Source organism: Microbacterium rhizosphaerae (assembly GCF_034120055.1).
Lineage (GTDB): Bacteria > Actinomycetota > Actinomycetes > Actinomycetales > Microbacteriaceae > Microbacterium > Microbacterium rhizosphaerae.
In genome coordinates this window covers 984,020-1,010,185 of the sequence record NZ_CP139368.1, presented here as the reverse complement: position 1 = coordinate 1,010,185, position 26,166 = coordinate 984,020, and the positions used below count along the sequence as shown (strand labels likewise).

The window sequence follows — 26,166 nt, the reverse complement described above, 5'->3', positions numbered from 1 at the left end:
CTAACTCAACCCTTCTTCGCGCCGTAGCGGCTGCGAGCCTGCTTACGGTTCTTGACGGCCTGCGTGTCGAGCGCGCCGCGGATGATCTTGTAACGGACGCCCGGGAGGTCCTTCACGCGACCGCCGCGGACGAGCACCAGCGAGTGCTCCTGCAGGTTGTGGCCCTCACCGGGGATGTAGGCCGTGACCTCGGTGCCGTTGCGGAGCTTGACACGGGCGACCTTGCGCATCGCCGAGTTCGGCTTCTTCGGGGTGGTGGTGTACACGCGGGTGCACACGCCTGCCTGCTGCGGGTTCGACTTCAGGGCGGGCGCCTTGGTCTTCGAGACCTTGGGCGCGCGACCCTTGCGAACCAACTGCTGAATGGTTGGCACGTTCTCTCCTATGTAGTGCTGCACGGTGACAGCGTCGTGGGTTTCACCACAGATCCGCCCAGCGCTTCGCAGCGCTCGTCAGGGGGTGGATATGCCGTGGGGGTGACCTGTTCGCAGGTCGGTCCCGGAGATGCTGCGCACAGCAGCCGAGACCGCGCCGAGGCGCAGCGGACGGCGCGCAATGCGCACACTGACTCCATCATACCCGCGGCCGGGCGTGTCGGCAAACGAGGCGAGCTCAGCTCCCGGGGCGCGGGACGATCGCAGGATCGGGCGGACGCGGGCGGTACACGGTGTTCTCCGGCTGACCGCTCGAGGCCCTGCGGCGGGGCGTTGAGGGAGGGACGGCGGGCCTCTCGGCGACCGACGCGCGTGGGCTCGGGCGCGGACGGACGACCGTCTCGTCCTCGGTCACGGATGCCTCCGTGCCTTCGCTCGCGGGCGGCTCAGCCGCTCCGGGCCGTGGCCGGTGACTCACGACCGTCGCCTCCTCGCCGCGACGGCGCGCGAGGGTGTCGTCGTCGGTGTCGCTCACGGCTCGGTGCGGGTCAGGCGGAGCTCGGCGTCTCCGAGGAGGAACCGCTCGCCGATCGTGGCCGTGCCGCTCTCGCCGATCTCGATCTCGGCGCCGTCGTCGGCGACGAGCGCCACGCCGTTGGTCGAGGCGAGGTCGGTGACGGTCCACAGATCGTCGCGGCGCTCGAGGCGGGCGTGCGTCTTGGACATCGTGCGGGTCTCGTCCGCGATGGGAACGAGCTGAGCACCGGGATGCCGCGCATCGGCGACGGGACGACGACCGACGACCACGACGTCGGACGTGAGCGGGATGGCGGCGCCCAGCGGAGGGATCAGCATCCATCGCGGGCGTCGCCGCGGGGCGACGATCGTCTCGTCGGACAGCCCGTCGTCGGGAACCTCGGGTGCCTTGCGCTGAGCCGAGACCGACGATCGAGCAGACATCGGTCCGCCCAGCGCCGGGGCGCCGACGACCGCGGAGACCTCGCCCGAGGTGTCCTCGGCGGCACCTCCGGAACCATCGGCCGGCTGCGCCCAGGAGTCGCGAGCGACCGCGGATGCCGGGGAGTCGGGAACGGCGCTGATCGGCGCCCGACGCGGACCCGGGGCGGGAGCGCCCGCGGAGGTCGTGCCGACGATGCGGGCGTCGTCCCCGCCTGAGTAGTCGCCGTAGTACTCGTCGTCGAGGTCGTCGAACTCGTCGTCGAAGCCCCTTCTCGCGGCCTGTGCGGCGGGCGCCGGGGGCCGCGGTGCGAAGGCCGACACCGGGGCGCTCGGGTCGGCCGGGGCGGCAGAGCGCGCCGGGGAGGGAGCCGGCGCAGGGCTCGACGGCGCAGGGCTCGACGGCGCAGGGCTCGACGGCGCAGGGCTCGACGGCGCAGGGCTCGACGGCGGCGCCTCGACGGCGGGGACGGCGTGAGCCGGCGCAGGACGGGCCGGTGCGGGTGCGAACTGCGTCCCGAGCCCATCGGCAGCCCGCGCGGGTGCGGGCGCGACATCCGGACGGGGATCGAATGACGCCCGCGCGGGTGCGGGCGCGACATCCGGACGGGGATCGAATGACGGCCGAGCGGGAGCCGGCGTGAACTCGGGCCGGGACGCCGCCGCAGGAGCAGATTCGGTGGGCGTCCCCGCGGGCGGTGCGAGGCGCGGCGATGCCGAAGCCGGGGCGGGCGTGAAGCCGGAAGAGGGGACGGGCGCGGGGGCCACGGCATCCATGCCCCCGCCGAGACGCGCGTCGAGATCGGCGTTCGCCGTCCGCAGCGAGCCGCGGTGCGGGCCGCCGAGCCAGCGTGCAGAACCCCAGCCGAGGACGCTGAGCCAGATCGGTGGGAGCAGCACGGCGAGGACCGTCATCCCGCCGCCGTAGCCGAACGAACGGCTGATCCGGTAGTACGCGACGATGAGGATGATGAAGACGGCGATCTCGCCGACCACGGGGATGAGCAGCAGCAGGATGTTCCAGCCGGACAGCCCGCCGAGTTCGAGCAGCACGAAGATGTTGAGGAACGGCACCCACGCCTTCCATCCGCGCTCGCCGGCCTTGCGGAACAGGGCCGAGAGGGCGAGCGCCATCCAGACGTATACCGCGACGGCGATGAGCACATCGATGACAATGGCCGCGGTGTAGGCGGAATCGTTCATGTCGTGGGACGCCGGCGATCGGCGTCGTCTCCTCTCCGGTCCGACGCGAATGATGACAACGATACGGCCGCGCGCAGACGTCGTCGGACGGTGCGTCCCTCGCCGAGCGCTCGTCGCTCGGCCTCGACGATCGCCCAGAACGCCTGGGCGTCGGCGTCGCTCGGCTCCGCCTCCGAGAACGTGGCCCGGTCGGCATCCATCGCGAGCCCCGCCGCACCGGACGTGGCATATGCACTCGCCAGTTCGGTGCGCGTGCGGACGCCGGGACGCGGCATCCCGTAGTCGACCGCGGTGTCGACGAATTCGTCCCAGCCGGCGGCGAACCGTCGTCGCGGACTCGCCGCCTGTCGGCGGCGCCGGCGGCGGACCGTCTTCAGCCCGACGATCCCGAGGAACGGGGCGGCTAGCAGCGCGAGGGCCAGCGCCGCCGCCCCCGCGATGCGCAGGCCCGCCCACAGCGGCTCGAGGTCGATCCCGTCGGCCGCGCGGCTCTCGGCGTTCGCGGCGTCCTGGTGCACGGGGTCCGGCGGCACCACCTCATGGGCGGTCTGCGGCCGCACTTCCGTGGCGTTCTCGGGGTCGCGCTCGCGCGTCGTCGTGGGGTCGAGCCCGTTCTCGTGCTGCGGTGTGGCATCGACGGCGACCCACGAGCCGTCGCGGTCGCCCACCTCGGTCCACGCGGCGAGATCGCCGCCCGTGCACACTCCCCCGCCGCACGCGGGAAGGTCGGATCCGGTGAGACGAACCCCGACCACGACTCGCGAGGGAAAGCCCAGTGCCTGCGCCACGAGCGCCGCGGCGACGGCGAACTGCTCGTCGTCTCCCACGGCGGCGACGAGGCCGGCGCTCCCGGAGGCTCCGATCGACGCGTCGGCGGCGAGGGGAGAGGGAGTGGGGAGGGATGCGGAGTCCGACGGCGTGTCGGCAGTCGGCGTGACCTGGCCGACGGCGTTGCTGCGCTCGACGAGCGACCGGAAGAGCTCGTCCATGCGGGCGAGCGAGTGGCCGGCGGCGCTCGGCTGGAAGACGTACGCGTCGCCCAGCGGTCGCTCCCAGGCCGCACCGCCGTCGGAGACCGCGAGCGCGTGGCTCAGGTAGCCGCGGGCGCGCAGGCGCTGGATGAGGGTCTGCAGACCGCCGCCGTCGCGGGCGACGTGCTGCGCGGCGATCCAGTCGGCGAGGCTCTGGGGAAGATCGACATCGGGGCGGGCGCCGGAGGGCTGCAGCGCGGCCAGACTGCGATGCGGGGCGACGGTCGCGGAGACGTCGTAGCTCGCGCCGTCCCGCAGGCCTGCCGTGTCCACCGCCGCGTCGGTGCTCCCGTCGTAGTAGAACGCGTCGTCGAGGGCCGCGGCATCCATCCCGCGGAAATCCATGCGCGCGAGCGACCCGAAGGTGGGCAGCCAGATGCCGCGCAGACCCGCCACGCGGATGCGGACGGTCGACGAGGTGCCGGGATCGGGGGCGCGGCCGTCCGGCACCCGGGTGAACAGGCCGTCGCCGCCGTCCACGCGGTACTGCGCGCCGTCGTACGACGTGAGGGTGGCGAGGCGCATGCGATCCGGCACGGGGCCGCGCACGCGCTGGACCGAGAAGAGCGGAGAGGTGAAGGCGGCGTCGCCGAAGCTCGCACGGTAGGCGGCGAGCGGGCTCACGGCGGTGCGGATGGCCTCCTCGGGACCGGTTGCCGTGCGCAGCACGTCACGGGTCCGCCCCTGGGCCACGAGCGGCGTGGTCGCGATGCCCGCGATCACGGCGACGGCCAGCATCCCGGCCGCGAGCGCCGTACGCCGCGCATGGGCTCCCGAGGCCTTTCGTGCCACGCGGATGCCGCTCGCGTCAGCCACGCGGAGCAGAGCCTCGCGCCGCTGCTCACGCGTGCGCCAGGAGAGCCACGCGACAGAGCCGACGAGCGCGATCGCCCCCACGGCGAGCTCGCGCGGGGCGGGGACGACCAGGGCGCCGATGCGCAGCGCGTCGCTCGCGACGGACGAACCGAACAACAGGCCGAAGCCCGACATGGCGATGGCCGGCGCCGCGGCCCACGTGCTCCGAGCATCCCTGCGCCAGGCGAGGAGGAGGGCGCTCAGCGTTCCGATGAACAGGACGGCGAGTGCCGGAACAAGAAGGTTGCGGTACGTGCCGACGGGAAGGTCGACGGTCAGCAGGTCCTTCCAGCCCGTGACGAGTCCCGACGCGGTCTGCCGCAGCGCGTCCACCGCACCGGGCGGCGTCGGTGTGAGCGGCACGGCGAGTGCGACCGAGAGGACGAGGAGAACGAGCGCGGCGACGAGGACGACCAGCCACCCGCCCCAGCGCCAGATACGGGATGCCGCGGCCAGGAGGAAGGCGGCCGCGACAGCCGTCACCGCGAGCCGGAGGTAGGCCGGCGCGACGGGCACGCCGTAGATCGGCGCCGCCGCGAACACCGCGAGCGCCGCCATCACGACGACGTAGAGGCTGCCGGCCGCGACGATGCGGGTGCGGAGGCCGGAGAAGTCGGGCCTCACGTCTGGACCCCCCGGGCGAGCAGGCCCGACAGGTCCTCGAGCACGCCGACGGTGAGGACGGTGAGGGCGCCCATCGGCTGGCGGCGAGGATGCGCGCGCTCGTCGCACACGACGGCGACGACGGCGGTGTCCACGGGGAAGGCCAGGGCCGCCCTGCGGAGGCGCTCGACCGGCACGTTCGAGCCGCACACGAGGAACGAGAGGGACAGGTCCGGCATCGTCTCGACGACGAGACGGCACACCTCCTCGAGGGGCATCGTCCGCTCGAGCGCCGAGACTCGCGAGAACTCGTCGAGCAGCGTCCTCGGGGTCGGTGCGGACAGCGTGCGGATCGCCCGCATCCTGCCCTGCGCGACCCGCGGGATCTCGGCGCCGCACACGACCTCGAGGTCGCGCCCGTCGCGCAGCGCCTGCTCTGCGAGGGATGCCGCGACCGAGACGCCGAGCTCGAACTCGTCGTCGGAGGCGAAGTCGGAGCCGGCGAGGCTCAGCACGACCGCGAGGCGGGCGCGCAGCGTCTCCTCGAACTGACGGACCATGAGCCGGCCGGTCTTCGCCGTCGATTTCCAGTGGATCTGCCGGCGGGCGTCGCCGGGCGCGTACTCGCGGATGGCGTGGAAGGAGATGTCCGAATCGACGAGGCGCCGGCTCGCGCTGCCCTCGAGGTCACGGACGAGGCCTGCGCTCGTCGCGGGCACCGTCACGGTGCGCGGATGCACGTACAGCTCGTGCATGTCGTCCCACTCGCGCTCCCGGCGGACGAGGCCCACGGGGTCGGTCCTGATCGTCACCGCCGGACCCACGGGGATGACGCCGCGCCGCAGCGCCGGGATCGAGACCATGCGATCGATCGCGTGCCGCGATCTCAGCAGCGGGACGGCGACCTCGACGAGTCCGTCGCCGATCGGCAGATCGACGCGGCCGGGGAGGGCCGTCGTCCGGGCGGTGTTGCGGACGCGCAGGCTCGCGTCGACCGTGGAGCCGGCGACGACGTGCTCATGGGCGACGTCGAGCGTCACGTCGTAGCCGCGCGCACCGAACAGGAACGGCACGGACAGCGCGAGCAGCACGACCGCGCAGATCGCCGCCACGATCGCCTCGACCCACCCGAAGACGAGCCCTGCGACGAGGCCCGCCGTTGCGGCGACGAGCACGAGCCATCCGGCCGGCGCGACGCTCGCCCCGACTTCGCGGGCGGCGGAGGCTGTCGCATCCCGCACCCGCCCCCAGCCCGCGGCCACGACGACAGCCCCGCGCACCAGGCGCGCGCGGGCGGCGCCCACGCGTCCCCGGACTCCCCGCGACGCGCCGGCGGACGCGGGGATCGTCGTCACCCGCGTGCGCGACGTCGTCTCGGTGACGGCCGTGCGCCCGATGCCCGTGCGGGAGTCATCGGCGCGGGTGATCGCGGGAGTGGGGGTCGACGGTGCCATGTCAGACGACGGCCTCGCGATGGGTCGGTGGAGCCACGTCGAGCAGAACGCTGCCCACGACCGCTTCGGCGGTGACACCGTCGAACTCGGCCTCGGGATGCAGGATCAGCCGGTGCGCGAGGACGGCGGTGGCGAGCGCCTTCACGTCGTCCGGCGTCGCATAGGTGCGGGCCTGCGACGCGGCGCGGGTGCGTGTCGCGCGCGTGAGGGCGAGCGCGCCGCGGATGCTGACGCCCAGACGCACCTGCTCGGCCGAGCGCGTCGCATCCACGATCCGGGCGATGTAGTCGAGGACGAGCGGATCGACGTACACGTCTTGTGCGAGATCGGCCATGCCGACGAGCGCATCGGGCGTGATCACCGCGTCGAGGTCGCCGGTGGCGATCGCGGCGCCGCCGAGGATCCGCACCGTCGCGGCATGGTCGGGATACCCCAGCGACGTGCGGAGGAGGAAGCGGTCGAGCTGCGCCTCCGGCAGACGGTAGGTTCCGGCCTGTTCGACCGGGTTCTGCGTCGCGATGACGAGGAACGGCACCCCCACCGGCCGGGTGATCGCGTCGACGGTGACGCGCCCCTCCTCCATGACCTCGAGCAGCGCCGCCTGCGTCTTGGGGCTTGCGCGGTTGATCTCGTCGGCCAGGACGATGTTGGCGAAGACCGGTCCCGCGTGGAACTCGAACTCCCCCGTCCTCTGGTCGTAGACCGTGATGCCCGTGATGTCGCCGGGCAGCAGGTCGGGCGTGAACTGGATGCGCGTGTTGGTGCCCTGCACGGACTGCGCCAGGGCGCGGGCGAGCGAGGTCTTGCCGGTGCCGGGGACGTCCTCGAGCAGCACGTGGCCGTCGCTCAGCATCGCGGTGAGCACGAGCTCGATCACATGCCGCTTGCCGATGACCGACTGCTCGACGTTGTCGGCCAGCTGCCGGAAGGTGTCGGCGAACCAGGTGGCCTGTTCGTGCGCGATGGTCATGGATGCTGCTCCGTCGGGGTCGTATGGATGGTCGTCGCCGGCGCTCATGGCGTCGGCGCGGGGGTCGGGTTGCTCGGCAGGTTCGGGTCGCACGTGCCGCCGAAGGTCGCCGCAGCGGGGGCGAGGCCCCAGTTCTGCGCCGACCAGTCGACCGTCACCGACAGGCCTGCGACGCGGGCGGCGCCGACCGGGACGTCGCCGTTCGAGGCCGCCGGGAGCACCCGCCCGTTCGTGTCGTAGTACACGACGGCCGTCCGGTCCACGGTGACGGCGGCGAGGCTTCCCGTCGACGATGTGGAGACGCCGAGCGGCGAGCCGCCGGTGCAGGCCGATACCGCCCATCGCGCCTGCACCTGGTACGGCGCACTGCCCGCACGCGGGGTGACGCCGACCCAGGCGGACTGGGTGCCGAGGACGCTGTTGACGAACCGGACGCGGATGCCCGGGTCACGGTCGAAGACCGTCGACGGCCACGCGTCGAACTCCGGCTGGCTGTTGTGCGGCACGCGCTGCGACGAGGTCGGCGCATCCCGCACGATCCACTGGGCGAGGTCCTGCGACATCTGCGGCGCGGGCGCGATCTGGAAGGTGTAGCCGGTGGGCAGCTGGGTCTGCACCGCGTTGACGCTCGCGGTCGTCTCGACGCGGCCGAACGAGTCGCCGCCGAACCAGGACTCCGCGCACAGCCGGAAGGTGTACCGCGAACCGGCCGGCAACGAGCGGAACACCGCCGTCGAGCCGCTCGTCGACACGGCGCACGGCTGACCGTCGCGCACGATGCCGTAACGGATCGTGGAGCCGTCGCCGCCCGAGGAAGCGGTGCCCGTCGCCGCGACGTCCACCGTGTCGTCCGCGTTGGCGGTCACGTCGAGCGTCAGGCGCGGTGCGAGGGGAGCTCCGATGCCGTTCGTGTTGATGGTGCGCGCGGCGCCGGACGGCGATCCGCCGAGCCCCGGCGGCAGGCCGAACCGCGAGTAGGGGGTCACGGTGACGGGAGTGAGTGCGTTGGAGCCGACGCGGTACTGGTCCACGGTGACGGTCGAGTCGTTGCGCCGCACGGGCACCTGCACCGTATCGCCCGTCGGGCTCGATATCTGCAGCATGCCGGTCTGGGTGGGATCGATCCCGCGGATGACGAGGGAGACGATGCCGCCGGTGCCGTCCGACGTGACGACCGGTGCGGCCGTCACATCGGCGGGCGCGCCCGGCGAGGCGTACGCCCATGCGATGGTGGAGACGCTGCCTCGGGATTCGCCGACCGCGTTGACGGCCGTGGCCGTGTAGGTGCGCTCCTCGCCGTTGGGGGCGGAGATCGGCGGGCAGACACCGGCCGCCGTACAGGTCGCCACGACCGAGCCCTGCGCGCGGATCGTGAAGCCTGCGAGCGCAGGGTACGCGAGGCGCGCGTCACCGGCATCCACCCTCAGCGTGAGCGTGCCGTCGCCGTAGGCGGTCTGCGTCACGGCGGCCGGCGGCTTGGGATAGCCCTGCAGATCGAGAAGGGCGTGCCCGTCACGCGCGCCCGCCGTGATGCGGCCCTGCGCGTCGCGCAGCACGAAGGTCGCAGCACAGGTCTGGCCCGGCGCATCCTGTGCCCACGACGCCTGGATGCTGGTCGCCGACACCGCCGAGAACGTGACGCCGACGCACGCCGCATCGGCGGAGGCCGCCACGACCTGCAGCGGCGTGCGCGGCAGTGGGTTGACCTCGCCGGTCGCGCCGACGACCGTGATCGTGCACGACGAGCCGGCCGCCTCGGTGCAGCGGCCTGTGGCCGTGCCGCCCTGCGGCAGGGTGCTCGGCGCGGCCCCGACGCGAAGCACGAGCCGCGCAGGCGCGACGCCCGGATGGCTCGTGATCGCGATGAGGGCGGCATCCTCCGCCCCCGGCGTCGCGGTGTCGGCGCCCGTGACCGTGAGCGTGGTGCCCTTCAGCGCCACCTGGAACGACGATCCGGGCGGAGTCACGGCGTAAGCGACGTGGTCCCAGTCGGTACGGCCCTGCCACGTCGTCATGGTCTTGAGGTCGTAGCTCGCCGTCTCTCCCGGACCGACGACGACGGCCGCCGCCCTCAGCTCGGGCTGCGGCGCGAGCGCGCGGATCCGGATCGGCACGGAGAGGTACGTCCAGTCGCGGCGGGCGAGTGCCTCGCCCGCGATCCGCACCGGAACGATGCAGGCATCGGCCCACGGTGCGCCTTCGCCGGCGTCGTAGCGGACGGCCGCGCCGCTGCCGCGGGCGCAGACCGCACCCGCGCGGGCGCCGCTGGTCGCGACATCCGTCCCCACCTCCAGCCGGGCGCCCGGGGGCAGGCCGACGAGCGAGGCCATGTCCCACGTGACCGAGCCCTTCTCCGTCACTTCGGGCATGCGTGCATCGGCGCGCAGCGCGATCGTCAGGTCGTCGACGCCCGGGATGCGCAGGAACCCGTATGTCGTGACGGTCTCGCCGGTCGAGCCGGTGCCGCTGAGGGCGAACGGGATGACGCGAGCCTGCGCGGTGGGCGCACCTTTGAGCCGGTCGCCGTCCACGACGACGCCGTCCGGAGCGCCCCAGAGGCTGAGCTTGAGGTGACGGATGTCGCCGCCCGACCACGACACCTTGCCGCTGACCACGTCGACACCCGAGGAGAACCGGCTCCGCGTCTGCGCCGTGAGGACCGTATCGGAGACCACGGGGTAGTCGGGCACCGCATCCCGCACCACCTTCACCACGATGAGGCCGCGCGCCGTGTTGCCGGTCGAGCTCTGCACGTCGTAGAGGTAAGACATCGTGCCCGGTGCGACGCCGGCGGCGATGTCCACCTCGCTCGACGTGCGGCCGCGCAGCAGGGCCTCTTCGCGGCCGAACTCCGGGTTCGCCGATCCGTCGGAGAGGGTCTGCGAGACGCTGGGACGCACCCCTGTGAGGCGCAGCGTTCCACCGGTCGGATCGAGGTCGTTCGCGAGCGGGCTGACGTGGGCGACGTCGTCCACGCCGGCCTGCAGGTCCACGTAGTCCGTGAAGGTCACCGGGCTCGGGTTGGCCTCGGCATCCAGCACGCCGACGCGAGCCGTCGCGGTCCCGGTCATGCCCGAGCTGTCGACGACCTGGTAGGTGAAAGACACCTGTCCGCGGAAGCCGGGCACGCCCGCATAGACGAGCGATTCCCCGTCGGCGGACAGCGTGGCCGACCCGCTCTCGGGCTGGGTCAGCACGCGATCCAGCCGCACGGCGTCGCCATCGGGGTCGACGCCGAACGAGGAGAACGGGATGGTCGTGGTCTCCCCCGCGAGCGCGCGCCCCTCGAGGGTCACGGGTCGAGGTGCACGGTTGTCCTTGTTCGAGATGACCGTCACGTGCACGGTGGCGGTGTCGGCGAGCGCGGGGGAACCGGATGCGTAGATCGCGTAGTCGACGCGGTACTCCCCCGGTGCGCTCGGCGCGAGGTAGCGCAGCATCCGTCCCGACGCGAACGCGAGCGCCTTCGGCGTCGACGAGTGCACCGAGGCCGGATTGAGCGTCACCGTGCCGCCCGCGGCGGCCACGTCGTTGTCGAGGACGGGGATGTCGACCTGGGCGCCCGCGCGGACGACCACGGTGTCGTCGACGGCGATGGGGGCGAGCTCCGGCGCGGGCGGCAGGAGCGACACGGTCGCCTCGCCCTCGATCCGCGCGCCCTGGTCCTCGGTGCCGTCGGACACGGTGTACCGCACGGTGCCCAGCAGGCCCGGTGCGCCTGACGCGGTGTTCCCCGAGATGCGGAGGTAGCGCTGACCGACGACGTCCACCGACAGGCTCTCACCGGATTCTGCGACGGGCCGGATGTCGCTGAGCAGCAGCACGCGGTGCGTCGGGTTGGCCACCGCCGCGAGGACGTCGACGGTCACGTCCTGCGTCGGGTGGACGAAGGCCACCACGGGAGCGGTCGCCAGCTGGGCCGGAGCGCCCCGCGGCAGCAGGGTGATGCGCGCGGTGGCGCTCGCGTCGCTGACCCCGTCCGACACGGTGTAGCCGACACGGTACGTCCCCGGCGCATTCGCCGAGAGATCGAACGTCGTGCCGCCCGCGGTGGGCACGGCCTGCGCGGCGGCGTCGTCGAGCACGTGCACGGCCGTGAGGACGAGATGCCCCTGCGTACCCGTCACGTGGGGGGCGACATCCACCGTCAGTCCCCCGCCCTGCGTATCGGTGACGGCGAAGGAGGACGCGGTGATGCGGGGCTCTCCGGCGATGCGCACAGCGAGCTGCTTGGTCGCCTGCCGTCCGCGGGTGTCTGCGACCGTGACGGTGAGCTCGACGACACGCGGCCCCGCGTCGGAGGCGTTGGGATGCTGATACACGACCCTGCCGGTCGGGGTGGCGGCCACGGAGCCGACCCCCGAGGGGTTGTCCACCGAGACGAGCATGAGCGGGTCGCCGTCGGGATCCACCCAGCCGTCGAGGACCGGTACCGACACCGTGCCGCCGGGAGCCACCTCGGGCGACGGCCACGTCGCGAGGCACCCGGGCACGCCGCACCACTGCGGCGCCGCATCCACCCCCTCGCCGACCACGGTGAGAGTGACCGTCGTGGGCTTCGAGTACAGGCCGCCGTCCTGCGCCGTGCCGTCGGTCACCCGATAGGAGAAGGTCGCGCTCCCCTGGGCGCCCGGCGCGACCTGCACCGCGAGGCGCTGGCCGTTGTCGGTGACCGTGAGCGTGCCGAACCGGGGATCGAGTCCCGTGGCACTCGCCGGGTCGACGCTCAGGACGTCCTCATTGGGGTCGTGGTCGTTGAGCAGCACGGGCAGCGCCGCGAGGCGCCCCGCCCTGACCCCGAACGTGTCGGGCTCCGCCACCGGCGGCCTCGGGTCGATGACCACCGTCGCCTTCTCCGCAGTCTGCTGGGTCTGCGGTGCGCGACGCTCGTCGAGCGTCCAATCCTGGCTCGACGGAAGGAGGGCGCCGGTGCGCGCGTTCCACACCCACCCGCTGCGCGTGTCGTTCAGGATGAGGCTCGCGGCCGACGCCGTGAACACGGGTCGACGCTCGCCCGAGAGGCTGACTCCTCCGTACGACAGCTCGCTCTCGCCGCGATCCGATCGCCACAGTGTGCCCGATGCCCGCCCGAGCCACGCCGCGTGCACCACCCCGTCGAACACGATCGGCCGCGCCGGCGTGCCGAGGTCGCGGTCGCCGCCGCCGACCGCGCGCGAGGGTGGGGCGCCGTCGGTCGGCAGCCGGACGAGCCCCGCGTCGTCGGCGATCCACGCCGCGTCCGACTGCGCGACGGCTCGGCCGGGTGCGAGGTCGCCGACGAACGAGACGGATGCCGGCGCATCCGCTCCGCGCCGCCAGACCCGTTGCGCATTCCCGTCGGCGAGGAACCACACGCCGTGGGCGGCTGTGAGCGCGAGGGCGGCGTCGGCGGCGGGCGGGCGCGGCACGGAGTCGCGGCCGATCGCGCCGGCGGTCGGGATCGCGTAGCGCTCGACGACATGGGATGCGGATGAGTATGCGAACAGCGTCCCGCCGTCGTCGACGGCGATCGCCGTGGCGGCGAGCGGGCGCGTGTCGCCCGCATCCACCTGCACAGGCGCCGCACCGAGCGCGCCCGCCCACACCGCGCCGCTGTCGGTGCGATAGGCGACCCATCGCCCGCCGGTGGCGACCTCCACCGTCCCTGCCGGCGTCGACGGCGCCGCACGCAGCGCCTCGTCGTCGAGGTTCGCGGGCAGCGCCGCATCGATGCGCGTCAGCTTGCCGAAGCTCTCGGAGAAGAGGAACGCCCCGTCGTCGGTCTGCGCGACCGCGGAGGGGTTGGCCACATCGCGCACGGTGTCGAGCTCGCCGATCGCCGTGTTGACCCGGGCGTAATGCCGCCCGGATCCGGTCTGCAGCGCCCACACCGCGCTGTCGGTCGGCGGAGTCTGCTTCGCGTCGAGTCCGGGCCACACCACGCTGACGACGACGATGGATGCGACCACAGCCGCACCCGCGACCAGCGCGGCGATCGCGCTGCGCCGCCTCACCGGCCGACCGCCTGCAGCCACCACGCGGCGCCGACGGCGACGGCGGACACGACCCCCGCGCCGAGAGCCCACGGCCACACGCGGCGCCGACGCGGCACGGCGGCCATGGTGGTGGAGTCCTCGTCACGCGCCTGCGCCACGAGCGACGCAGGGTCGCGGGTGCGCCGCGAGGTCGTGTGCTCGACGCTCGACCGCACGGCGCGCGGCGCGGCATCCGCGAAGTCCACCGCGGCCGCCTGCGGCGCCCACTCGTCGACGGCCACCTCGACCGGCGTCTGCGCGAGGCCCACGCGGCGCTGCACGTCCCGCAGCGCCTCGGCCATCGCGAGGGCGCTCGGGTAGCGGTCCGCCGGATCGCGGGCGAGCGCCCTCGCCAGGACCGCCTGGAGCTCGTCCGGGACGTCCGCCCGAGGGATGCGGGGATACGCAGCCCGCTCGATGCGACGGCGCAGCTGCTCACGGGAGTTCTGTCCCGCCTCCGGCCGCTCGAAAGGGCTGTGCCCGGCGAGCAGGGAGTAGATCGTGGCGCCGAGACTCCAGATCTCGCTCGCGACGGTCCCGGGCGTGTGCTCGGCGACGACCTCCGGAGCACTCCACGGCACGCTCATCGCGAGGATCTCGTCGCCGCCCGTCGGGGTGAGCGCCGCCGAGATCCCGAAGTCGGCGAGCACCGGCACGCCGAAGCTCGTGATCAGGATGTTGCTCGGCTTCACGTCTCGGTGGACGAGCCCCGCGCGATGCGCGGACTCGAGCGCGCTCGCCATCCGCACCCCGATCGCGAGCACCTCGTCGACCGGAATGCGCTCCCGCCGATACCGCTGGGCCAGCGAACCGGGGCAGTACTCCATGACGATGTAGGCGCGGCCGTCCGCCGAGATGCCCGCCTGGTACACGGTGACGATGGACGGATGCGCGCTGAGGTGCGCCAGCACGTCCGCCTCCGCGTTGAACATCCGCAGAAGTCCGGGGTCGCGCACATCGCTCGGCAGCACCTTGACGGCGACCGCGCGACGAGGCATGTCCTGCTCATAGAGGAAGACGTCGGCGAAGCCGCCCGAGCCGAGCGGACGTACATAGGCGAGGCCGGGGAGGACCGGCGGCGTCGACGGGAGGCGCTTCGGCATCGAACCCCCGTGCATGCTGGTGGAGCCTCAGCAGGACCGGCGGTGAGGCCCGACCATGCTAACAAGGGGTCCTGACGGCCGATCCCGGGCTGTGGACAGCGGGAGGCTCCGCTCGTCGCGCCGCGGCGCGTGGAGCGGATGCGCGGCGAGAGAGCGGGATTTCCGCGGTGGAAAGCACCGTCGGGATACCGTTGTCGTGTGGAGCGCTCGCTCGAGACGCAGGTGAGCCAGGCCGTCGACGCCTGGCTGCGCTGGCTGCCGCGCTGGCAGCCGGCGACGCACCGCGGCCGGGTCGCGCCGTGCCGCCTGTGCCTGGGCTCCCCCGTGCTGTCCGCCGCAGGGCTCGGCGCCGACGTTCCGCATGCCGTGCAGCACGGGCTCTCGGTGCGGATCAAGACGATCGTCGACCGCGCCGTCGCGGAATACACCTCGCGCAACCTGCCGATGCTGCAGGCCGAGCTCGACCAGCAGGCCGCGCGCAACCGGGCTCGCAGCTACCGCCCGACCGAGGATCTCGAGCCGGAGTTCGAGGGTCTGCCGCTCGACCCCGACCCGCTGCCGGGTGCGCCCTTCCTCTTCACCCTCGCCGGCCTCGCGGCAGAGGCGGACGCGGTCGTCCCGGCGCTCCCACCCCTGACCGAAGAGGCCAAGGCGGCGCTCCGGCAGGAGGTCGGTCTGGCCGACGACTACGCCAACATGGTCGGGCGGGAGATATGCACGGTGCTGCTGCACCACCGGCTGCGCATCCAATCGGCGGTCGGCGAGTACGTGGAACCCCAGGTCGAGGCGATGCTCGAAGAGCTCACGCGATCGCTGGATGCGCCGTTCGACCCGCGCGACGGCGCATCCGGCGAGTTCGACGGTCTGTGATCGGCACCGGCCCGTCCTGAGCGCTACTGCGGACGCTTCTCCCAGGGCCAGCGCGGACGGTCGGCGTGCGTCCGGACCAGGGCGATGCCCGCCCACGCGGCGATCAGCGCCGCCCCGAAGACGACCAGGCCGTACCAGTCCGTCGCGAGGCTGCCCACGGTGCCGACGGCCGCCGCCGGGTCGGCGCCGACGATCATCGCGACCACACCCACGCCCATGAGGTAGGCGAGGAACGCCGCGATCGCGACGACCAGGGCTCCCCAGAACGAGGGCGGACCGCCGCGCCCCGCCGCTCGGGGCGACGCACCGGCGGGACGTGGAGAGGCGGTGCGCACGAACGCCCAGAGGACCCCGGCGAAGGCGACAGCCGCGAAGACCGGACCGAAGATGCCCGGGAACTGGCCGAATCCCGGCGTCGAGATGACATCGGTGCCCGTTGCGAGGCTCGTCATGCCGAGGCCGAAGATCATCAGCGCGACGAAGCCGAGGAGCGCGAACGCGAGAGCGATCGGCGGGCGCACAGGCCCCTGCGACGCGTCGGATTCCCGGTCAGCGGCCACCCCTCCAGACTACGTGCGCAGGGGCACCCGGCGCCGGGCTCGCGTGCACGCCGTCAGCGGCGACGGCGCCGTTCGATCACGGCACGTGCAGCTGCGGGCCGGCCTCGAGCGTGCGCTCGTACTCGCGCTGCGCCTCGAGGTTCTGCAGCGTCACCCTGCGGCCGCGGGCGGCGACCCAGGTGCCGAACCAGATCGTGAGCTCTCGCGCGATGATGAACGAGGCGACGGCGAGGGGGCTGAACAGGTGCGTCTCGACGAGTCGGCGCGCCTCGCCGGCCGTCACCATCCAGAACGGCGCCTGGCACACCACGCCGAGCAGGTAGCCGCCGTAGGCGACGAATCCGACGAGCAGGCCGAAGATCACCCACAGCCCCCAGCGGCCGCGGTTGATGATCGCGCCGAGCAGCCAGAAGGCGAGGAAGAAGACGACGACCGGCACCCACAGCGTCCACGTCGCGAGAGCGGCGCCGAGCCAGTCGAGGATCCCGGTGAACGAGGCCTTCTTCGAGAGCAGGTCGGTCGAGAACCAGACCGCCAGATAGAGGACGGCGAAGGATGCGGCGGCGACGAGGCCGATCGCGCCTGCTGCGCCGCGATTGCCACGTGGGCGGGGCGCCTCGGGCGCTTGGACGAAGATCGGCTGCTGGGCGGGGTAGCTCGCGGCGGGCGCGGCAGCCGCGGCGGCAGCCGCAGGGGCGAGGGCCGGCTCGCTCGCGGCGATCGGAGCGGCGCCGGCGGTCGACGCGACGGTCTCGGGGGACGAGTATTCGGGCGTGTACGCGAGCGACGCGGCTTCCGGCGACTCCCACGGATCGGGCTCGGCAACGGCCTTCTCGGCGGGGTTCTCGACGGGCTTGTCCGCCGGCGCGACCGCCTCCGGCTTCTCGCCGGGTGCCACGGACGCCGGCTCGTCCGCCGCGGCGGGCGCATCGTGCGCGTCGGCCGACGCGGCGACCGGCTCGGATGCACCGACCGGCTCGGATGCACCGGCGGGCTCCGCGGGGGATGCGGGCGCGGAGACGGGTACGTCGCCGGCGGCGGCGCCCGTGCGAGCGGCCTCGGCATCCGAGAGCCCCTCGTTGGCGCTTCCGACGACGTCATCGACGCCGCTCGGCTCCTGGACCGGCTCGCCGACGCGCGGCTCGTTGTCGCTCATTCCGCTGCTCCTCACGCGGGGAGCGCCCCTCCCCGCAGTGCGAGGCTAGCCTGCGGTGCCGACGCGGCAGAGGAGGCGTGCCGGGCGAGTGTCGATCCGCCGTGTGTCGTCCCGGATCGTTATGGTGTGGCCATGCGACGACGCAGAGGCATGCTGGCGCTGCTGACGGCGGCATCCATCCTCATCGTCGCCGTGGCCGTCGTGCTCGTCAGCTGCGCGCCCGACCCGACCCCCACGCGGTCGAGGTCGGCGTCGGCCGCCGCGAACGCACCCGACGACACCCCGAGCGCCACTCCATCGCCGACGTCCACTCTCGTGGCGATGCCGACCGACTGCCGCGCCATCGTCTCCGAGGGGGTTCTCGCGCAGCTGAAGGACGTTCCACTGAACGATCCGGCCTTCGGTCCCTCCGGCGTCGTGAACGGCGGCCTCGTGTGCATCTGGGGCTCGCCGAGCGCCGACACGACGAACCTCACCACCCGGATCACGCGGATGTCGCGCGGACCGGCGCTCGACAAGCTCAACCAGTTCGCCGCCCAGGGGTACACGTGCTACACGCCGGACGGCGGCACCCGCTGCGAGAAGACCTGGCAGGACGCGCGGTACCCGGTGACGGACGGCCGCACGCTGTTCTGGCGCGACGGCATCATGATCGACACCGCGTTCTCGAATCTCGCGCCGAGCGGCTACACCAGCAGCGTCGTCGCCCGCGTCTTCGGCTGAGACGCATCACGGCCAGAGGCGCGCCGCCAGCTGGTCGGTGTACCCGGGTGGATGCCAGCCGGTCTCGGTCGTCGACAGCCACATGCCGTCGCGCACGATCTCGTCCTCGATCGTGGTCCCCGTCGTCTTCGTGCAGCGGATGCCGTCACCGCTCGCGACGCACGCGAAGCCGGCCGCCGTCAGGGCCGGCTGCGCGACATCGGAGGCCGCAGCATCCACCGTCGCCAGAGTCGTGGAAACCGATCCGCCGGCACTGTCGCGCCACAAGCACGTCATGCGGACCTTCGGCTGGAGCGCATCGCGCACCGCGACGGCCGACGTCGCCGGAAGCGCCGTCGACTGCGCCAGCACGACCTCCGGGTTCCAGCCGAGCGCGATCCACAGCAGGCCCGGATAGAGCGACCGGCAGTCCTCGGTCAGCGGCACGTCGGTCGGCAGGGCCCGCGGCTCGTCCCACGTCGGGGCGGCGTTGCGGAGGGTGTTCCCGACGAAGAGGACGGCCGAGGGCACGGCGGGCGCGGCAAGCCACACGAGCCCACCGACCACGCCGGCGCACAGCAGGCCGGCGGGCCAGGCGATCCAGCCGTTGCGGCCGCCGATCATCCCCATCACCCCCCTTCACGGTAAGGGTGCGCGACGGCATCGGGCGCGCGGCGCGCCCTCCGTGACCCGCTCACGACCCCGACCGGGAGACGACGAAGACCCCCGGCCGCAGGCCGAGGGTCTTCATCGAGTTCACGGGATGCCTCGGCGTGAGGCATCCCGATCGGCTCAGTTGTGTTCGCGACGTCGTCGCTCGACGACTTTCCATCGGCTCGGCTGAACGAGCAAGCTCGCTCGCCTCGCCTCGATCAGTTGTAGGTGCCGGGCGTGAAGTCGTCCGTCGAGAAGCTGTCGAAGTCGACGAAGCTCAGGTCGGCCTCCGAGTACGCACCGTCGGACGCGAAGATGCGGTTGGGGTACCGCTCGCTCTTGGCCTCCTCCGTCGCCTCGACCGAGACGTTGCGGTACTTCGCAAGTCCGGTTCCGGCCGGGATCAGCTTTCCGATGATGACGTTCTCCTTGAGGCCCATGAGCGGGTCGCTCTTGCCCTCCATCGCCGCCTGCGTCAGGACGCGCGTCGTCTCCTGGAACGACGCGGCCGACAGCCACGACTCGGTGGCGAGCGACGCCTTCGTGATACCCATGAGCTCCGGACGACCCGACGCGGGGCGCTTGCCCTCGCCGACCGCCTGGCGGTTCATGTCGATGAAGCGACGCGAGTCGACGAGCTCACCCGGCAGCAGGGTCGTGTCGCCGTGGTCGACGACGGTGACCTTGCGCAGCATCTGGCGCACGATGACCTCGATGTGCTTGTCGTGGATCGGCACACCCTGCGAGCGGTAGACGCCCTGCACGCCGCCCACGAGGTACTTCTGCACCTCGCGAGCACCCTGCACGCGCATGATCTCCTTCGGGTCGAGCGTGCCGACCAGGAGGGGCTGGCCGACCGTGACGTGCTGCCCGTCCTCGACGAGGAGGGTCGCACGACGCAGCACGGGGTAGACGTGCGGCTCGTCGCCGTTGTCGGGCGTGAGGATCACCTTGCGGGCCCGGTCGGTCTCCTCGATCGTGATGCGTCCGTCGGACTCGGCGATCGGGGAGGCGCCCTTCGGAGTGCGGGCCTCGAACAGCTCCTGCACGCGCGGCAGACCCTGCGTGATGTCCTCGGCCGACGCCGAACCACCGGTGTGGAAGGTGCGCATCGTGAGCTGCGTGCCGGGCTCGCCGATCGACTGGGCCGCGATGATGCCGACCGCCTCGCCGATGTCGACGACCTTGCCGGTCGCGAGCGAGCGGCCGTAGCACTGCGCGCAGACGCCGACGGCCGACTCGCACGTGAGCACCGAGCGGACCTTGATCGACTCGACACCCGCCTCGACCAGCTTGTTGATCAGCACGTCGCCGACGTCCTGTCCCGCCTCGGCGAGCACGGTGCCGGACGCGTCCACGACCTCGGCGGCCAGGGTGCGCGCGAACACCGAGTTCTCGACGTTCGCGTCCTTGACGAGCTCGCCGTCCAGGCCCGGAGCCGCGATCGTGAACTCGAGACCCTTGCTCGTGCCGCAGTCCTCCTCGCGGATGATGACATCCTGTGAGACGTCGACGAGACGACGCGTGAGGTAGCCCGAGTCGGCCGTACGCAGGGCCGTGTCGGCCAGACCCTTGCGGGCACCGTGGGTCGCGATGAAGTACTCCGCCACCGACAGGCCCTCGCGGTACGAGGAGATGATCGGACGGGGGATGATCTCACCCTTGGGGTTGTTCACCAGACCGCGCATACCGGCGATGTTCCGGATCTGCAGCCAGTTACCACGCGCTCCCGACGACACCATCCGGTTGATGGTGTTGTCCTCCGGGAAGTTGTCGCGCATCGCCTTCTGGACCTCGTCGGTCGCCTCGGTCCAGATCTTGATGAGCTCCTGGCGACGCTCGGCGTCGGTCGTGAGACCCTTCTCGTACTGCGCCTGGACCTTGGCAGCCTGCTTCTCGTAGCCCGCGACGATCTCGCCCTTGTTGGGGGGCGTCAGGATGTCGCTCAGCGCCACGGTCACACCGGAGCGCGTGGCCCAGTGGAAGCCGGCGTCCTTGATGCGGTCGAGGGATGCCGCGACCTCCACCTTCGGGTACTCCTCGGCCAGCTTGTTGACGATCTGCGACAGCTTGCCCTTGTCGGCCTGCTCGCGAACGAACGGGTAGCCCTTGGGGAGCGTGTCGTTGAAGATCGCCTGGCCGAGCGAGGCATCCACCAGCCCGTGACGCTCGTAGCCCTCGGGGGCCTCGCCCTCGAGGAAGGACAGACCGGGGATGCGGATGCGGACCTTGGCCTGCAGGTCGAGGGTGCCCTCGTCCTTCGCCAGGATCGCCTCGCCCACCGAGCCGAACACGCGCCCCTCGCCGGCGGCGCCCGCCTTGACCGTGGTCAGGTGGTGCAGACCGATGATCATGTCCTGCGAGGGCAGGGTGACCGGACGGCCGTCCGACGGCTTGAGGATGTTGTTCGACGCCAGCATCAGGATGCGCGCCTCGGCCTGGGCCTCGACGGACAGCGGCAGGTGCACAGCCATCTGGTCGCCGTCGAAGTCCGCGTTGAAGGCGGCGCAGACGAGCGGGTGCAGCTGGATGGCCTTGCCCTCGACGAGCTGGGGCTCGAACGCCTGGATGCCGAGACGGTGCAGCGTGGGCGCACGGTTCAGCAGCACGGGGCGCTCGCGGATGATCTCCTCGAGCACGTCCCAGACCTCGGGACGCGTGCGCTCGACCGCGCGCTTGGCCGCCTTGATGTTCTGCGAGTGACCGAGGTCGATCAGGCGCTTGATCACGAACGGCTTGAAGAGCTCCAGCGCCATCTGCTTGGGCAGACCGCACTGGTGCAGCTTCAGCTGCGGACCGACGATGATGACCGAACGGCCCGAGTAGTCGACGCGCTTGCCGAGCAGGTTCTGACGGAAGCGGCCCTGCTTGCCCTTGAGCATGTCGGACAGCGACTTCAGCGCGCGGTTGCCGGTACCGGTGACCGGACGGCCGCGGCGGCCGTTGTCGAACAGGGCGTCGACGGCCTCCTGCAGCATCCGCTTCTCGTTGTTGACGATGATCTCGGGGGCACCGAGGTCGATCAGACGACGCAGGCGGTTGTTGCGGTTGATCACGCGGCGGTACAGGTCGTTGAGGTCGGAGGTCGCGAAGCGGCCGCCGTCCAGCTGGACCATCGGGCGCAGCTCCGGCGGGATCACCGGCACCACGTCGAGCACCATCGCCGCGGGGCTCATGCCCGTCGACAGGAACGAGTTGACGACCTTCAGGCGCTTGATCGCACGGATCTTGCGCTGGCCCTTGCCCTCCGAGATCTGCAGGTGCAGGTTCTCGGCCTCGGCGGCCAGGTCGAACGCCTCGAGGCGGCGCTTGATGGACTCGGCGCCCATGTACGCCTCGAAGTACTGGCCGAAGCGGTCCTGCAGCTCGTGGAACACGTCGTCCTCGGGCTTCAGGGCGCCGACCTCGAGCGTGCGGAAGTCCTCCCACACGCGCTCGAGCTTGGCGATCTGCTCGTCCGCGCTCTTGCGGATGCCGGCCATCTCCTTCTCGGCGGCGTCCTTGACCTTCTTCTTCTGGTCGGCCTTGGCGCCCTCCGCCTCGAGGGCGGCGAGCTCCTCCTCCAGCTTGGCCAGGCGGGTCGCGATGCGGGCATCGCGACGGTCGCCGAGCGTCTTCAGCTCGAGGCGGATGTTGTTCTCCTGCGTCGGGAGGTCGCGGTGGCGCGCCTCGTCGTCGACGGAGATGACCATGTACGCGGCGAAGTAGATGACCTTCTCGAGGTCCTTCGGCGCCATGTCGAGCAGGTACCCGAGGCGCGAGGGCACGCCCTTGAAGTACCAGATGTGCGTCACGGGCGCGGCGAGCTCGATGTGGCCCATCCGCTCGCGGCGGACGGAGGACTTGGTGACCTCCACGCCGCAGCGCTCGCAGACGATGCCCTTGAAGCGGACGCGCTTGTACTTGCCGCATGCGCACTCCCAGTCGCGGGAGGGGCCGAAGATCTGCTCGCCGAAGAGGCCGTCCTTCTCGGGCTTGAGCGTGCGGTAGTTGATGGTCTCGGGCTTCTTGACCTCGCCGTAGGACCAGCGACGGATGTCGTCGGCAGTGGCGAGACCGATGCGAAGCTCATCGAAAGTGGTTGACTCGAGCACTAGTTCTCAGTTCTCCTGTGTCGAAAATTCAGTTCGAATTCGGGGTTGAGGTCGAGGTCAGATCTCGTCGATCGACGACGACTCGAACCGGGTGGAGATGTTGATGCCGAGCTCCTCCGCCGCGCGGAAGGCGTCGTCATCCGTGTCGCGGAGATTGACCGCCGTGCCGTCCGCGCCGAGGACCTCGACGTTCAGGCAGAGCGACTGCATCTCCTTCATGAGCACCTTGAACGACTCGGGGATGCCGGGCTCCTGGATGTTCTCGCCCTTGACGATGGCCTCGTACACCTTGACGCGGCCGAGGATGTCGTCGGACTTGATCGTGAGGAGCTCCTGGAGCGCGTACGCCGCACCGTAGGCCTCAAGGGCCCACACCTCCATCTCACCGAAGCGCTGGCCGCCGAACTGGGCCTTACCGCCGAGCGGCTGCTGGGTGATCATCGAGTAGGGGCCGGTCGACCGGGCGTGGATCTTGTCGTCGACGAGGTGGTGCAGCTTCAGGATGTACATGTAGCCGACCGAGACCGGAGCCGGGAACGGGTCGCCGGAGCGGCCGTCGAACAGCAGGGCCTTTCCGCTCGAACCGATGAGGCGCTCACCGTCGCGCGTGGGGTTGGTCGAGTCGAGCAGACCCGCGATCTCCTCCTCGCGCGCGCCGTCGAACACCGGGGTCGCGACCTTCGTGCCGGGAGCCGCCTCACGGGCGCTCTCGGGCAGGTCCTTCGCCCATTCCGGCTGACCCTCGACCTTCCAGCCCTGCTTCGCGACCCAGCCGAGGTGGGTCTCGAGCACCTGGCCGAAGTTCATGCGGCCCGGGATGCCGAGCGGGTTCAGGATGACGTCGACCGGCGTGCCGTCGGCGAGGAACGGCATGTCCTCGACCGGCAGGATCTTCGCGATGACACCCTTGTTGCCGTGGCGGCCGGCGAGCTTGTCGCCCTCGGTGATCTTGCGCTTCTGGGCGATGTAGACCACGACGCGGCGGTTCACGCCCGAGCCGAGCTCGTCGTCGCCGTCCTCGGCGTTGAACTCCTTGACCGCGATGATCGTGCCCTGCTCGCCGTGCGGCACCTTGAGGGACGTGTCGCGCACCTCGCGGCTCTTCTCATTGAAGATCGCGCGCAGCAGCCGCTCCTCGGCCGACAGCTCGGTCTCGCCCTTCGGCGTGACCTTGCCGACGAGGATGTCGCCGGGACGCACCTCGGCGCCGATGCGGACGATGCCGCGCTCGTCGAGGTCCTTCAGGAGCTCCGGGCTGACGTTGGGGAGATCACGCGTGATCTCCTCCTTGCCGAGCTTCGTGTCACGCGCATCCACCTCGTACTCCTCGATGTGGATCGACGAGAGCACGTCGTCCTTCACGAGGTCCTGGCTGAGGATGATGGCGTCCTCGAAGTTGTGCCCCTCCCACGTCATGAACGCGACGAGGAGGTTCTTGCCGAGCGCGAGCTCGCCGTTCTCCGTCGCGGGGCCGTCGGCGATGACCTCGCCGACCTCGATGCGCTCACCGGCCGAGACGATCACGCGCTGGTTGTAGCTCGTGCCCTGGTTCGAACGGTCGAACTTGCGCAGGTAGTAGTCCTGCGTGCCGCCCTCGTCGAGCTGGATGGTGACCTTGTCGGCCGACACCTCGGCCACGACGCCCGCCTTCTGCGCGGTGACGACGTCACCGGCGTCGATGGCTGCGTAGCCCTCCATGCCGGTGCCGACGACAGGCGACTCGGAGCGCAGCAGCGGCACGGCCTGGCGCTGCATGTTCGCACCCATGAGGGCGCGGTTCGCGTCGTCGTGCTCGAGGAACGGGATGAGCGAGGTCGCGACCGACACCATCTGGCGCGGCGAGACGTCCATGTAGCCGATCTCCTCCGAGTGGAAGAGGTCGACCTCGCCGCCGTTTCCGCGACGGGCGAGGACGCGGTCGGTGACGAACTTGCCGCTCTTGTCGAGCTCCGCACCGGCCTGGGCGACGATGTAGTCGTTCTCCTCGGACGCGGTGAGGTAGTCGATGTGGTCGGTGACGTGACCGTCGACGACACGGCGGTACGGCGTCTCGATGAAGCCGAACGCGTTGATGCGGGCGAACGACGCGAGCGAGCCGATCAGACCGATGTTCGGGCCTTCCGGCGTCTCGATCGGGCACATGCGGCCGTAGTGCGACGGGTGGACGTCGCGGACCTCGACGCCGGCGCGCTCACGCGACAGACCGCCGGGGCCCAGGGCCGACAGGCGGCGCTTGTGGGTCAGACCCGCGAGCGGGTTGTTCTGGTCCATGAACTGCGACAGCTGCGACGTGCCGAAGAACTCCTTGATCGCGGCCACGACGGGGCGCACGTTGATCAGGGTCTGCGGCGTGATCGCCTCGATGTCCTGCGTCGTCATGCGCTCGCGGACGACGCGCTCCATGCGCGACAGGCCCGTGCGGACCTGGTTCTGGATGAGCTCGCCGACGGCGCGGATGCGACGGTTGCCGAAGTTGTCGATGTCGTCGATGTCCAGGCGGATCTCGGCGGGCTTGCCGCTGCGGATGCCGTCGTACGACGTGTCGCCCCGGTGCAGTCGGACGAGGTACTTGATCGTCGCCACGATGTCCTCGACCGTGAGCACAGAGTCGCTCAGCGGCTTGTCGAGGCCGAGCTTCTGGTTGATCTTGTACCGGCCGACCTTGGCGAGGTCGTAGCGCTTCGAGTTGAAGTAGAAGTTGTCGAGCAGCGCGCGGGCGGCCTCGGCGGCCACCTGCTCGCCCGGACGCAGCTTGCGGTAGATGTCGCGGAGGGCGTCCTCCTTGGTGAGGATCGTGTCCTTGGCGAGCGTCTCCTCGATCGAGTCGAAGCCGGCGAACTCCGCACGGATGTCCTCGGTCGTCAGGCCCAGGGCCTTGAGGAAGACGGTGACCGACTGCTTGCGCTTGCGGTCGATGCGCACGCCGACCTGGTCGCGCTTGTCGATCTCGAACTCGAGCCACGCGCCGCGGCTCGGGATGACGCGGGCGGAGATGATGTCCTTGTCGGACGTCTTGTCGGCCACGCGGTCGAAGTAGACACCGGGCGAGCGCACGAGCTGCGACACCACGACACGCTCGGTGCCGTTGATGATGAACGTGCCCTTCTCGGTCTGCAGCGGGAAGTCGCCCATGAAGACCGTCTGGGTCTTGATCTCACCGGTCTGGTGGTTCATGAACTCGGCCTCGACGTACAGCGGCGCGGCGTACGTCTTGCCGCGCTCCTTGCACTCCTCGATCGAGTACTTCTCCGGCTCGAGGTAGGGGTTCGTGAAGCTCAGCTGCATCGTCTCGCTGAGGTCTTCGATCGGGGAGATCTCCTCGAAGATCTCCTCGAGGCCGCTCTTCTCCGGCACGTCGGTGCGACCCGCGGCCTTGGCCTCGGCGACGCGTGCCTTCCAGATGTCGTTGCCGACGAGCCAGTCGAACGACTCTGTCTGCAGTGCGAGGAGGTCAGGGACCGTCAGGGTGTCGGAGATCTTTGCGAACGAGAGGCGGGATGCTCCGCGGCCGTTCTTGAGGGGGGTGGTGGATGCGTTGGGCGCAGCAGCCAAGGGGATAACCTCCA

14 protein-coding genes are annotated in these 26,166 nt (G+C 71.4%); 2 read left to right on the top strand and 12 right to left on the bottom strand.

Going from position 1 to position 26,166, the window contains the following annotated elements; translation table 11 throughout:
• Positions 1 to 5 precede the first annotated feature (5 nt).
• The 7 genes from rpsL to SM116_RS04350 all read right to left on the bottom strand — a co-directional run bounded on the left by rpsL (position 6) and on the right by SM116_RS04350 (position 14,564).
• On the bottom strand, positions 6 to 374 hold the full coding sequence (rpsL, locus tag SM116_RS04380; protein ID WP_320943248.1) for a 30S ribosomal protein S12: 369 nt from the start codon (positions 372 to 374) through the stop codon (positions 6 to 8).
• 531 nt (positions 375 to 905) lie between these two features.
• The gene (locus tag SM116_RS04375; protein WP_320943247.1) at positions 906 to 2,534 is read right to left on the bottom strand and encodes a DUF5684 domain-containing protein; all 1,629 of its coding nucleotides are present in this window, start codon (positions 2,532 to 2,534) and stop codon (positions 906 to 908) included.
• Positions 2,531 to 5,044 carry a transglutaminase domain-containing protein gene (locus SM116_RS04370; protein WP_320943246.1) on the bottom strand — a complete coding sequence of 838 codons (2,514 nt, stop codon included), beginning with the start codon at positions 5,042 to 5,044 and terminating at the stop codon, positions 2,531 to 2,533. Before SM116_RS04370 ends, SM116_RS04375 begins: the two co-directional genes overlap by 4 nt.
• On the bottom strand, positions 5,041 to 6,477 hold the full coding sequence (locus tag SM116_RS04365; RefSeq protein WP_320943245.1) for a DUF58 domain-containing protein: 1,437 nt from the start codon (positions 6,475 to 6,477) through the stop codon (positions 5,041 to 5,043). The genes SM116_RS04370 and SM116_RS04365 overlap by 4 nt, the downstream gene beginning before the upstream one ends.
• A 1-nt stretch (position 6,478) precedes the next feature.
• Complete coding sequence (locus SM116_RS04360) at positions 6,479 to 7,447, bottom strand: AAA family ATPase (RefSeq protein WP_320943244.1); 969 nt, start codon at positions 7,445 to 7,447, stop codon at positions 6,479 to 6,481.
• A gap of 44 nt (positions 7,448 to 7,491) precedes the next feature.
• Positions 7,492 to 13,440 carry an Ig-like domain-containing protein gene (locus tag SM116_RS04355; RefSeq protein WP_320943243.1) on the bottom strand — a complete coding sequence of 1,983 codons (5,949 nt, stop codon included), beginning with the start codon at positions 13,438 to 13,440 and terminating at the stop codon, positions 7,492 to 7,494.
• A complete protein-coding gene (locus SM116_RS04350) occupies positions 13,437 to 14,564 on the bottom strand; it encodes a serine/threonine-protein kinase (RefSeq protein ID WP_320943242.1) in 1,128 nt (375 codons plus the stop codon). The genes SM116_RS04355 and SM116_RS04350 overlap by 4 nt, the downstream gene beginning before the upstream one ends.
• A 198-nt stretch (positions 14,565 to 14,762) precedes the next feature.
• Between SM116_RS04350 and SM116_RS04345 the strand changes: the two genes are divergently transcribed.
• Complete coding sequence (locus SM116_RS04345) at positions 14,763 to 15,434, top strand: spermidine/putrescine ABC transporter substrate-binding protein (RefSeq protein WP_320943241.1); 672 nt, start codon at positions 14,763 to 14,765, stop codon at positions 15,432 to 15,434.
• A gap of 23 nt (positions 15,435 to 15,457) precedes the next feature.
• On the opposite strand, the gene SM116_RS04340 is transcribed toward SM116_RS04345, so the two are convergent.
• A complete protein-coding gene (locus SM116_RS04340; RefSeq protein WP_320943240.1) occupies positions 15,458 to 15,994 on the bottom strand; it encodes a DUF6121 family protein in 537 nt (178 codons plus the stop codon).
• Between the two features lie 76 nt (positions 15,995 to 16,070).
• A complete protein-coding gene (locus SM116_RS04335) occupies positions 16,071 to 17,150 on the bottom strand; it encodes an ABC transporter (protein WP_320943239.1) in 1,080 nt (359 codons plus the stop codon).
• 132 nt (positions 17,151 to 17,282) lie between these two features.
• Between SM116_RS04335 and SM116_RS04330 the strand changes: the two genes are divergently transcribed.
• A complete protein-coding gene (locus tag SM116_RS04330; RefSeq protein WP_320943238.1) occupies positions 17,283 to 17,873 on the top strand; it encodes a hypothetical protein in 591 nt (196 codons plus the stop codon).
• A 6-nt stretch (positions 17,874 to 17,879) separates the two neighbouring features.
• Here the strand turns inward: SM116_RS04330 and SM116_RS04325 are convergent, their stop codons facing one another.
• The 3 genes from SM116_RS04325 to rpoB form a co-directional block, all read right to left on the bottom strand.
• Positions 17,880 to 18,485 carry a hypothetical protein gene (locus tag SM116_RS04325; protein WP_320943237.1) on the bottom strand — a complete coding sequence of 202 codons (606 nt, stop codon included), beginning with the start codon at positions 18,483 to 18,485 and terminating at the stop codon, positions 17,880 to 17,882.
• Between the two features lie 239 nt (positions 18,486 to 18,724).
• The gene (rpoC, locus tag SM116_RS04320) at positions 18,725 to 22,600 is read right to left on the bottom strand and encodes a DNA-directed RNA polymerase subunit beta' (protein WP_320943236.1); all 3,876 of its coding nucleotides are present in this window, start codon (positions 22,598 to 22,600) and stop codon (positions 18,725 to 18,727) included.
• A gap of 57 nt (positions 22,601 to 22,657) precedes the next feature.
• Positions 22,658 to 26,152 (bottom strand): DNA-directed RNA polymerase subunit beta, encoded by a 3,495-nt coding sequence (gene rpoB, locus SM116_RS04315; protein WP_320943235.1) that lies wholly within the window; start codon positions 26,150 to 26,152, stop codon positions 22,658 to 22,660.
• Positions 26,153 to 26,166 lie beyond the last annotated feature (14 nt).